11 protein-coding genes and 1 pseudogene are annotated in these 10,532 nt (G+C 63.4%); all 12 read right to left on the reverse strand.

Going from position 1 to position 10,532, the window contains the following annotated elements; genetic code table 11:
* Positions 1-311, reverse strand: a pseudogene (locus AC1D1X_RS07485) (type II secretion system protein); the annotation flags it as partial.
* Between the two features lie 16 nt (positions 312-327).
* Positions 328-813 (reverse strand): type II secretion system protein, encoded by a 486-nt coding sequence (locus tag AC1D1X_RS07490; RefSeq protein ID WP_477698068.1) that lies wholly within the window; start codon positions 811-813, stop codon positions 328-330.
* On the reverse strand, positions 810-1,292 hold the full coding sequence (locus AC1D1X_RS07495; RefSeq protein ID WP_477670768.1) for a type II secretion system protein: 483 nt from the start codon (positions 1,290-1,292) through the stop codon (positions 810-812). The genes AC1D1X_RS07490 and AC1D1X_RS07495 overlap by 4 nt, the downstream gene beginning before the upstream one ends.
* Positions 1,293-1,303: 11 nt before the next feature.
* Positions 1,304-3,370 (reverse strand): secretin N-terminal domain-containing protein, encoded by a 2,067-nt coding sequence (locus tag AC1D1X_RS07500; RefSeq protein ID WP_477670767.1) that lies wholly within the window; start codon positions 3,368-3,370, stop codon positions 1,304-1,306.
* Positions 3,367-4,032 carry a hypothetical protein gene (locus tag AC1D1X_RS07505; protein WP_477698069.1) on the reverse strand — a complete coding sequence of 222 codons (666 nt, stop codon included), beginning with the start codon at positions 4,030-4,032 and terminating at the stop codon, positions 3,367-3,369. Before AC1D1X_RS07505 ends, AC1D1X_RS07500 begins: the two co-directional genes overlap by 4 nt.
* Positions 4,029-4,661 carry a hypothetical protein gene (locus AC1D1X_RS07510; protein ID WP_477670765.1) on the reverse strand — a complete coding sequence of 211 codons (633 nt, stop codon included), beginning with the start codon at positions 4,659-4,661 and terminating at the stop codon, positions 4,029-4,031. Before AC1D1X_RS07510 ends, AC1D1X_RS07505 begins: the two co-directional genes overlap by 4 nt.
* Positions 4,658-5,332, reverse strand: a complete 675-nt coding sequence (locus tag AC1D1X_RS07515) for a hypothetical protein (RefSeq protein WP_477698070.1) — start codon at positions 5,330-5,332, stop codon at positions 4,658-4,660. The genes AC1D1X_RS07510 and AC1D1X_RS07515 overlap by 4 nt, the downstream gene beginning before the upstream one ends.
* On the reverse strand, positions 5,329-6,207 hold the full coding sequence (locus tag AC1D1X_RS07520) for a hypothetical protein (RefSeq protein ID WP_477698071.1): 879 nt from the start codon (positions 6,205-6,207) through the stop codon (positions 5,329-5,331). The genes AC1D1X_RS07515 and AC1D1X_RS07520 overlap by 4 nt, the downstream gene beginning before the upstream one ends.
* Before the next feature lie 9 nt (positions 6,208-6,216).
* A complete protein-coding gene (locus AC1D1X_RS07525) occupies positions 6,217-8,022 on the reverse strand; it encodes a GspE/PulE family protein (protein WP_477670762.1) in 1,806 nt (601 codons plus the stop codon).
* 20 nt (positions 8,023-8,042) lie between these two features.
* Positions 8,043-9,272 (reverse strand): type II secretion system F family protein, encoded by a 1,230-nt coding sequence (locus AC1D1X_RS07530; RefSeq protein WP_477670761.1) that lies wholly within the window; start codon positions 9,270-9,272, stop codon positions 8,043-8,045.
* Positions 9,273-9,303: 31 nt separating this feature from the next.
* Complete coding sequence (gspG, locus tag AC1D1X_RS07535) at positions 9,304-9,768, reverse strand: type II secretion system major pseudopilin GspG (protein ID WP_477670760.1); 465 nt, start codon at positions 9,766-9,768, stop codon at positions 9,304-9,306.
* A 176-nt stretch (positions 9,769-9,944) separates the two neighbouring features.
* A partial coding sequence (locus tag AC1D1X_RS07540; protein ID WP_477698072.1) for a DsbC family protein occupies positions 9,945-10,532 on the reverse strand: 588 nt, incomplete at its 5' end.

The following is a 10,532-nucleotide window of genomic DNA, read 5'->3' on the forward strand; positions in this document are numbered from 1 at the left end:
TCTGGATACAGGCGACGCAGGTGACGCACAGGCGCAGTAAAACGTTTGTCCTCCAGCAGATCGTCGAGTGAGCGCGGCAAAGACTGGCTTTTCCCCGCTGGCACACTGCTGTAGTAAGACTTGATTGCGCGGCGGTACTGGTCTCCCACGAACAGCAGCTCGGTCTCTTTGGCGCGCTGGGTGTGGGTGCGCTGCAGTTCCACCATGGCCGATGCACCCAAGGTAGTCAGCAGCAGAAAAATCAGCACCGCGAGCAACACCAGACCTGACTGCGAGGCCAAAGCCTTGCGCGGGCGGGTGGCTTTTGTCATGGCTGAACGAGTCCCGTCACCAAGCGCTGTAAGCCGACCCGTCCAGCGCGCGCTGGGACGACTTCGAGGAGACATCGAACACGTCCGCACCCGGTTGCGGTGCTTCAGCGCTGCTGCTGTAGGCGCGGGTGTTCCATGTCTGCACATCGCTAAGGGCCGGATCTTCGGCGAAAGGGTCACGCGGAATCCTGCGCAGCACCACAAAAGGCTGCGCGGAGAAACCAAAAGCCGCAGAGCGCGGAACGCCGTTGACCAGCACCTCCAGCGACGGAGGGTAGCCGGAGGCGCCTACCCCCTTGTCGATGACCCCGGCGTCGGATGYGGCCTTATAGCTATCCAGCGCCCGGCGTAGGGTGCGCAAGCCCTGCTTGAGTTCGGCCTCCTTGGCGCGTGTTTGCACCACCTGGGTCAGCGGCACGGCCACCATGGCCAGCAGGCCCACGATGGCCAGTGAGACCAGCAGCTCGATCAGCGTGAAGCCGCCTTGCCCCGACGGTTTCACGGCGCGATCTCCGTAGTGGGTGGCTCGACACCTTCCTTTGGCGGGATTGGGTTTGGCACAAGGGGCGCGCGTACGTCGTAGATGCCTGGCTCAGCGCCGGTTGGAAATGGCAAAACCTCCCAGGCTCGGGAGCCGGACACCGGATCCAGCGGGATCTCGCGCAGGTAGCGCTTGTCCACCACCTCCTGCAATTGCATCGGGTACTTGCCTTGGTCGGCGCGGAACTTGTCGATTGCATCGCGCAGTGTGGCGAGGTTTTGTGCCTTGATTTTTTCCTTGCCACCATCCACCGCTTTGAAGTAGCGCGGCGTGGCCAGCGTCAAAAGTAGGGCGAGGATGGAGAACACCACCAGCAGTTCGATCAGCGTGAAACCTGCCGCATGGGGGCGGCGAGGGCGCGGACGGTAGCGTGCCTTGCGCTTCCGGCCTGCGACCGTTCGCAAATCCATCTTGCGGAAACTGCTGGAGAAGGGAGTCACATCGCCTCTCGTTAACGCTTGATCATGGGTGGGGGTGGCGCCAGGCCACCACCACTCAGCGGCATGGCGGGAATGGGCTGCGGAAGAGGTTGTGAAATGGCTGGCGTAGGCGATGGCGTCCCCAGTGCTCCCGGCATCTGTGGTGCAGGCGTGATGCCGCCGGCTGGCGCGAGACGGCCTCCCAGTCCGTTGGGCAGACTCAAACCGCCCACTGGGTCACCCAGAATCTGCCGGTCGCGCAGTGTCAGCGCCGTTCCCGAGAACACGCTGGCCCGGTCCAGGCCGAGATTGGCGTAGTTGCGCACGATGCGTGGCGTGATGGCGAGCACGATTTCAGAGCGCGACTTGGTGGTGCTCGAGTTGCCGAACAAGCGTCCCACCATGGGCAAGTGCCCCAGGCCCGGAATCTTGTCGGCGGTGTTGCGCTCCTCGTCGGTGATCAGGCCGCCCAGGACCTGCGTCTCCCCATCGGCCAGACGCAGAAAGGTGCTGGCGTTGCGCGTACCGATCTGGTACGAGCGGCTGCCCTGCGGGTCGGTGAATTCACGCGCGATGTTGCTGACCTCGAGGTTGATCTTGATGCCCACGTCGTTGCTGGCGTAGACCTGCGGTTCGAACTCGAGCTTGAGGCCGACGTCCTGGTAGGTGATGGTGCCGGTGACAACGGAGGAGCCGCCGTTGACCGGCGTGACGTTGTTGATGATGGTGGGCACGCGGTCGCCGATCATAATCTTGGCTTTTTCGCGGTTGCGCGCCCGGATGCGCGGGCTGGCCAGGATGCGGGTTTCGGTGTCCTGTAGCTTGAAGTTGAGCGTGCCCGAAATCGGGGAGACCGTGAGGCCGCCCACGCCCAGTTGCCTGAGCTGGCCGATGGTGAGGCTGCTGACGGTCCCGCCCGGCGTGGTCGCGCCGCCGCTGGGTGTGCCGATGGTGATGGCGCTGGGTGGGGAGACGCCCAGGTTGCTGTTGCGGCCCTCCGAGATCTCCAGCACTTCCACTTCGAGCATGACCTCCGGGTCGGGCTCGTCGTGCAGGGCAATCAATTTTTCGGCGATGCGCAGGGTTTCAGGCGTGTCGCGTATGACCAGCAGGCCGCTGCGCTCGTCGGCTGAAACGTCTTTCAGCTTGAGCATGGTCTTGAGCATGCCGGCCAGGTATTTGAGGTCACTGTTGGTGACGCGGAAGGAGCGAACCGTCAGTTCCTGGTACTCCGACTGCTTGCCCGCCGTCGCCGGATACACCATCATGGTGTTGCTGTTGACGATGCGTTTTTCGAGCTGGTTCTGCATCAGGATCAGGTCAATGGCGTCTTCGACCGCGACGTCCTTCACAAAGATCGTGACCCTGCCGTCAGACTTGACTTCGCGGTCCAGCAGGATGTTCAGGCCCGTGGACCGGGACAGGGCTTCAAACACGGTACGCATTGTGGCATCGCGGAACTGCAGCGTTACCGGGGAGCTCATTACCGACTTCGCTTCCCTGAAACGGTCACGCTCGAGATCGGCTGCGGCCTTGGCGTCGAGGGCGGCTTTTCGCAGCTGCGCCGCTTGCTTATGGCCGGGCTGGTCCGCCAGCACCCGCGTCGCTCGCTCGCTCGCCGCCTCCAGTTTGCCGTCCTTCAGGTAACGCTCGCCTTCGGCCAGCAGCTGGTCGTTGCGGACGTCCTGGTCCAGCGCCTTCAAGGCCGTCGCCGCACGGACATTGCTGGGGTTCAAGGCCAGCGCCCGGCCATAGAGGTCGCGTGCGCCGGCAATATCTCCACTGGCACGCACCTGGTCTGCCTGCTTGACGAAGCTGTCGGCGTGTTTGTCGCGCTGCACCAGATAGTCGATCTTGTAATACTGGTTGGTGGTATCGAGCTCCGTTGCCTTCTTCAGTGAGGCGATGCCGGTGTCGATGTTTCCCTCCCCGATCTGGCTCATGCCGTCGTTGTGATAGCGCGCGCCGGCGCAGGCCGTGAGCAGCAGGCAGGTCAGTACGGCCGACGCGATAGGCGTCATATGGCTGCGTCCTTTGCCCGCGCGCTCTGCTTGGTTGCCACTTCCGGCAATCGCGGCAATCCGTTCAATTGGTTTCATCTTGGGTTATCCAGAAGTAGAAGCGATTGTTTTTGGCCCAGAGGCAGATAGGTAAACACCACGCGGTCGCTGGTGATCTCGTCGACGCGGTAGCTGCCGGCGACGGTGTCGCCTTTTTGGATCACGGTGAGGTTGTCGCCCTGCTGGATGAAGGYCTGCTGCTGGCCATTGCCAATCCTCTTGCCCTGGATGGCGCCCACCGCGATAAACGGCAGTGGCGGCGCTGTGGGTGGAGGTGGCTCGACAGCGACGGGCGGTGGCGGCGGTTTGCGGGCCTTGGCAAAGGTGGGTGGTGGCGCAGGCGGGGCAACGACTTCTGATGGTGGTATGAATTCAGGCGCCAGCGGGCCGAAGGGATCGCGTACCACCATCTTGTTCATGCGCTGGCTGGCGCTGTTCATCGCGACAACATCCAGGCTTGGGGATGCAACGTCGGCAAGGGGCGGCAGCGCCGTGCCGGACTGCGGAGAGACGGACGGTGAGGCTGTGCGCGGGCGCGGCGGTGCTGCCAGGTCAAGGGCTGCGTCGACCTGGCCAGACTGCCACTTGCCTTGCATGCCGGCCGCCARCACAAAGCTGCCCAGGCCGGCCGCAACCAGGATGAGGGCCTTCTTCCAGCCCGCAGATGCGGCGGCAGTGCGATCTGGCGGTGACTGGTTCACGGCATGGCCTTTGCAGTGATGGGCCCAGAGACATTCGCTGGACTCTTCCCGACAGCGGGTGGCCCCTGGATGTCGCCCGCCCGCGGTGAATACACGAACGCGAGCTTGAGGAATATCTGATGCTTGACGGCTGTGCCGTCCTTGCGCTCTATGCGCAATTCCTGCACTGCCGCGTGTGGCATGGCATTGAGCACGCTGGCCAGGAATTCCTTGAGCTTGCCGTAGTTTTCGGTGATGCGCAGATCCACCAGGCGGGTGTCCAGGCCCAGGGCCGTCGGGTCCGCATCGCGGTAGTCGCCACTGGCCAACACGATGCCCAGGCTTTTTGCGATGTCAAAAATCTGTGCCAGATCGGCCGTGTAGTCGGCCGAAGGCGGGAAGATGACAGGCACGCCCCGCACAGGATTCACGGCGAGCTTGGGGCCAGGTTTCTGGGTCTGCTTCAGCTCCAGCTGCAGCGTGGTTTTCTGCAGTCGCAGCTGATGGGAAAGGCCCAGCAGCAGGGCACCCACCAGCATCAGCCCGACGCCGCACAGCACGGGCCAGCCGAGGGCGCGCAATGGCTCCAGGCCCGCGCCGCCTCGGAGCCGGTCAAGCGTCCTGGTTATGAAAGCGGGGCCGCGCATCATGGCGAGGGCGCCTTGCTGATGCCCGGCTTCAATACGGAGGGCGAGATGTCCGCCGGTATGAGCGGACTGAGCGTGTTGCTCGACGGTTCCTTTGCCAGGAAAACACCTTCATTGAGACGATTCCAGCTCGCCGTCAGCCGGAAGCGGAAGGTAGCTGGGCTGCTGCGCTCATCGAACTGGTGGCTCATGATGCGCACGTCCGAGAAACCGCTCACCGTGCTCATGGCCTCGGTGTAGGCCAGCATGGACGGGTAGTTCGAGGCCATCAGGGTCAGCTCGATCTTGCGGTTGGCCGGGTTGGTGGTGTTAGGCACCATGGAGAGCAGGGTGACCCGGCCTTCGACGGTGTCGGCTGCGGCTTCCAGGGCTTCAAACATCAGCGACCACGGTGTTTGCAGCAAGGCTTCGAGCTGCCGCCTGGCCTTGATCTTTTCGAGCAAGGCGGGATTGTTCTCGGCCTGCCGCATCTGTTCACTCAGCGCGCTTTGCTGTTTGGAAATCCTGGCCTGCTGCGACCGGACACCCTCAAGCTGTGYCCCGGCCCTTGAGGTCATGTACAGGCCCGAGAATGCGGCGCAGGTGCCCACGGCCAGGATGAGCCAGCTCAAGGGGCGGTAGCGCGGCGCGCCCGGCGCGAACTCGAACGGGCTCTCGACCAGATGCCGGCTCATGCTGCCAGCTCCATGGCAACTGTGGGTGATGCTTCTGCCGCATGGGCCGGCCAGACGCAGGGAACGGCCTGTTCATCGATGCCCGCGCCCGAGGCGATCAGGAAACGGTCCAGCGCGGGCTGAAGCCAGGGATCGTCTGCGGTCGTTGGAAGAGGCGTGACAGTGCGCCATGCAGTGACGGCGCTGCCGTTCATCAAGCGGATGAAGGTCACCATCGCATGACGGCACCCCGAGGCTTCCAGCTCTGTCCAGACCAGTGTGCGCGCATCGCGCTGGCGCCGGCATTTTTGGAGTTCGCTGTCGAGCAGCGCCACGATGGCCGGCTGGCAGCTTGCAAGCGTCATGCGCTGGGCCTGGGCCAGCGCTTGCAGGCCGGCGACCAAGGCCGACTCGAGCGTGATCACGCACAGATGCGTCTGGTTGGCCTCGATGCGCCAGCGTACTTCATGCCCGGCTGCTTCGATGCCAAGTGCCTCTTGGGACAGTGCTCTTGCAACGGCCCGCAGTTGCGGCTCGGAGCGCGCTGAAGGTGAAGAAAAATCCATGGGCGCGATGCCGACATAGGAAGTGCCCATCCCCGTACGCACCACGAGGCGGCTGCCATCGAGAGATTCCGTCTGGCGTGCGCGCAACGCATGCACCGCTTGCGCGGCGGCTTCGATCAGGGCTGTGATGCTGTCGGCGYGCGTGGCACCTGACACCCAGCTTGCCGTTTCGACAATGGCGGTGGCCGCGGCTTCTTTAGCGGGCAAGCTTTTTCCCGGTAGCGTCCGGCGCAGATTGCGCACCAGGCGCAGGCCCCAGCCGGGCGCGGCCGGCTTGAGCGTCGCCCTTAGCTGAGAGGTGCCAATGTCCAGGTGAATCACGGCCTTCATGATTGGCGATCAGGCATGAGCAGCCTCTACGTTCTGCGTGTTCTGCAGGTTCTCCCGGGGTGTGACGCGGTTGATCTCTTCCACAGTGGTCTGGCCTCCCATGGCCAGGGCCACAGCCGAGTCGCGCAGGCTCATGAAGCCCTTGCCGCGCGCTACCTGCTTGATCTGCGAGATCGAAACCTGCCGCACGAGGAGATCGCGTATGTCATCGTCCATCTCCAGCGTCTCGGCAATCGCAAGGCGCCCCTTGTAGCCGGTGCCGCGGCAATGCGCGCAGCCCACGGCATGCATGAATTTCGCCTGGTCCAGGTCCAGGCGTTCCACGGGGATGCCCTGTTGTGTCAATTGCTCGGGTGTCATGTCGGCGGGCACAGCGCAATGCACGCACACGGCGCGCAGCAGGCGCTGAGCGACGATACCGGTCAGGGCCGACACCAGGCTGTAGCTGTCGACGTTCATGTTCTTGAAGCGGCCTATGACGTCGAACACATTGTTGGCGTGCACCGTGGTGAATACCTGGTGGCCAGTGAGCGCGGCCTGTACCGCGATCTGAGCCGTCTCGGCGTCGCGTATCTCGCCCACCATGATCTTGTCCGGGTCGTGACGCAGCACGGAGCGCAGCCCGCGCGCGAAGGTCAGGCCTTTTTTTTCATTGACGGGAATCTGCAGGACGCCTTTGAGCTGGTACTCGATCGGGTCTTCAATCGTGATGATTTTGTCCAGGCCGGTGTTGATCTCGGAGATCGCCGCATACAGCGTGGTTGTCTTGCCGCTGCCCGTCGGGCCGGTCACCAGCAGCAGCCCATAGGGCAGGCTGGAAGCCTGGCGGATAAAGTCCTTGGCGCTTTGCGCGAAACTTAGCGTGTCCAGGCTCAGCGTCTGGAACTGGCCGGTCAGGTGCTTGCGGTCCAGCACGCGCAGGACGGCGTCTTCGCCGAACAGATTGGGCATGATGGAAACCCGGAAATCGATCTCGCGCCGCTCGACGCGGACTTTGAAGCGGCCGTCCTGCGGCGTGCGCCGCTCCGAGATGTCGAGTTCGGACAGCACCTTGATGCGCGAGATCGCCTGGTGTCCCATCTCGGCACTGTCGATGCGCTTGACATTTTCCAGCACACCATCGATCCGGTACTTGACGTGCAGGCCGGCCGGCTGGGTTTCAAAGTGAATGTCGGACGCACCCATCTTGAGCGCGTCGTACAAGATCGAATCAACCAGCCGCACCAGTGGGTTCGCCGTGGTCTCTATGCCTGCGATGGACAGGGTCACGGCAGAGGCATCGACGGATTCCGCCTGTGCAAGGCCACCGGCATCTTCCTCTTGGTCGCTGCCCATGGCCATCAGGTTGCGCTCGGCATGCGCAAGCCAGGCTTGCATGTCCTCGATCAGTGCCAGGCCGCGAATCACTTCACCCGCGTTTGCATCGCCCAGTTGCAGGTCTATCCACTCCTGGCCCTTGAGGTCCAGCGGGTCGCTGACCACGACCGTGCGCAGCTTGTTGCCAGCAGCGTCGATGGACCAGCCGCCCAGGCAGCCTCGCGCCTGGCAGTCGGCAAACGAGATCAGTTCGAAGTCGGGTGTGATGTCTTGCAGGTCTTGCGTGGCCATGGCGTGCAGGCCCAGCGCGGCCGCGACGTCCACAAGTACGCGCGTGCCCTCTAGTCCGCTTTGTCGCACCATCCACTGAAGACGCGATCCCACCGGTGCCGCCTGCACGGCTTGTTGCATCAGCGCGCGCCCGGCCTGGCCGCCGGCCGATGAAGCCGGAACGGTGTCCGAGTCGGCTGGCGGGGAAAAGGGGAGGAGGGCGCTCATGGGCGAAAGCAATGCGAAGCTCAGTTCAGGCTGGAAGCCAGGTCGAAGATGGGCAAGTACATGAGGACCACGATGGCGCCGATAACGGTACCGATCACGATCATCAGCGCGGGTTCGATGACACGCGTGGCCACGTCGATGGAGCGCTGCAGCCGGCGTTCATAGAACTGTGCGATGCGCTCCAGCATCTCCGACATGGAGCCGGTCCGCTCCGCGACCTTGAGCATGCTGGTGGCCACGGGGTCGGACAGGCCCGCGCCGGACAGGGCCGCGCTCATGCTCAGGCCCTCGCGCATCAGCACAACGGCGCGCACCAGACGTTCGCGGTCCGCATCGCCCAGCAGCTTGGCGCCGTGCTCCATGGCGCGGTGGATCACAATGCCGCGCGAAACCAGAATGGACATGGTGCGGTAAAGCTGCAGGTGCTGGAACTCGCGGATCACGCCGGCTATATAGGGAAGGCGTTGCAGCCAGCGCGAGCGCATGCCATGTGCGCGGAAATGCGCGACCACCCAGGTCCCCAGCGCCAGGACTCCACCGAAGAACAGCACCAGTACCCAGGGCTTGGCGGCCACCAACCGGCCCCAGGCCATCAGGCCCGCCGAGAGCATGGGCAACTGGGTGCGGGTGCTGTCCAGCAGACCGGCGAAACGCGGAATCACCACGCCCATGAGGAACATCACAACCAGCCCGCCGACCACGAGCAGCACCAAGGGGTAGACCGAAGCGCCAATGAGTTTGTCCTTGAGTGCCTGCATCTCCCTCTGATGGGCCGCATAGCGGGCCATGCCCTTGCCGAGGTCGCCGGTGCGTTCGCTCGCTTCCACCGTGGCGATCAGCAGCTCGGGGAAGGCGCCCGTGAGCCGCATGGCCGCCGACAGGTTGCGGCCTTCCGACACCGCGCGCGCCACCTGTTCGATGAGGTCGCGCCGCGCGCCAGCCGTTTCCTTGATGCTCAGGGTCTGCAACGCTTCGGTCACGCTAAGACCCGCGTCGATCAGTGCCGCAAAATCCTGTGAGAAGGAGGCGGTGTCCAGGCCTGAGCGGGAAGGTTGCGTGGATTTCCCTCGCATCAATCCGCCAAGGCCGGCGCTGGATTCCTTGGCCGCCTCGCAGCTTAGAACCGTGAAGCCACCGCGCGCTGTCTGTGCGAGCGCTTCGGCGGCCGTGGTCGCGCGCACCTGGCGCGACGCGATGCGTCCCGCACCGTCGCGGGTGACGACGTCAAACAAGGCGTGAGCCGCGAGCATGCGTGAAACTGTTCTGGCGCCAGCGCTGACGTCAATTGACCGAATGCAGCGAGACGTCCTGCGCCTCGCCGGTGCCGCCGGGCTTGCCGTCGGCACCGTAGGAAATGATGTCGATGGCGCCCGCGCCCGGCTTCAGCACATAGGCGTAGTCGTTGCCCCAGGGGTCGGTGGGCAGAGCTTTCTTCAAGTAAGGCCCTTGCCATTTTGTGATCCCCGGTGGCTGTGTGTTCAACGCGTTGAGTCCCTGCTCCGCCGTGGGATAGACGCCCACATCCAGTCGGTACTGGTCCAGTGCCTTGTCGAGCGACTCGATCTGCGCCTTGGCGATCTTGGATTTGGATTTGCTGACCGAGTCAAAGTAGCTCGGCGCGACCAGCCCGGCCAGCAAGCCGACGATGACCACCACGACCAGCAGCTCCAGCAGCGTGAAGCCGCGCGCAGTCTTCCAGCGCTGGGCCCTGGGGGCAATCTCCAGCTCAAACGTACCGTGACTCACTGAATTCCCCTCCCAGAGAAACGCTTATGGATGCGGTTCTAAATTGATCGTTCTGAACCTGCCGGCCTAGCTGTTTTGCGTGCGAAAAGATTCTGCCGGAGGCGCCTGAAATCGAACAACGCGTGTGTTGGTGAAACAACCCATCATCCGTTCCAAAAATAACCCTGCTGCACAGGTCATGACGTTGTTCTCAGGCTRACCAATCTTTTTTCGACCTCCTGTGCGCTGATGGCGCCCGGCGCACGCGATCCGTCGGCAAAGATGACTGTCGGCGTTCCGGTAATGTTGTACTTCTGGCCGAATTCCCGGTTGCGCTTGAGCGAATTCACATCGCAGTCGGCTTGAGGCGGGGTCGTGCTGCGCGTCATCCAGTCTGACCATGTCTTGGCTTTGTCGGCGGCGCACCAGATGTTGCGGGACTTGATGGTCGAATCCTGGCCCAGCACGGGGTAGAGAAAAACGTAGACCGTGACATTGCTAACGTTGGCCATCTCTAGTTCAAAGCGTTTGCAGTAGCCGCAGTTGGGATCTTCGAATATGGCCAGCTTGCGCGCGCCGTCCCCGCGAACGATCTTGAAGGCATCTTCCACAGGTAGCTTGTCAAAATCAACGACGCTCAGTTTCTCGACCCGCTCCTCCGTCAGGTTCCTGCGGGTCTGCGTGTCCAGCAGGCTGCCGCGCAGGAGGTAGCGGCCTTGCTCGTCGGTATAAAAAATATCAAAACCGACCCGCACTTCATAGAGACCACGGATGGGTGTCCTGCT

The sequence above is a fragment of the Polaromonas sp. P1_G4 genome, from assembly GCF_056405475.1.

Bases quoted from the DNA above. Each gene is read 5' to 3' on its own strand.
- AC1D1X_RS07500 (WP_477670767.1), bottom strand. From the start codon at position 3,370: ATGAAACCAATTGAACGGATTGCCGCGATTGCCGGAAGTGGCAACCAA.
- AC1D1X_RS07525 (WP_477670762.1), bottom strand. From the start codon at position 8,022: ATGAGCGCCCTCCTCCCCTTTTCCCCGCCAGCCGACTCGGACACCGTT.
- AC1D1X_RS07530 (WP_477670761.1), bottom strand. From the start codon at position 9,272: ATGCTCGCGGCTCACGCCTTGTTTGACGTCGTCACCCGCGACGGTGCG.
- AC1D1X_RS07510 (WP_477670765.1), bottom strand. From the start codon at position 4,661: ATGATGCGCGGCCCCGCTTTCATAACCAGGACGCTTGACCGGCTCCGA.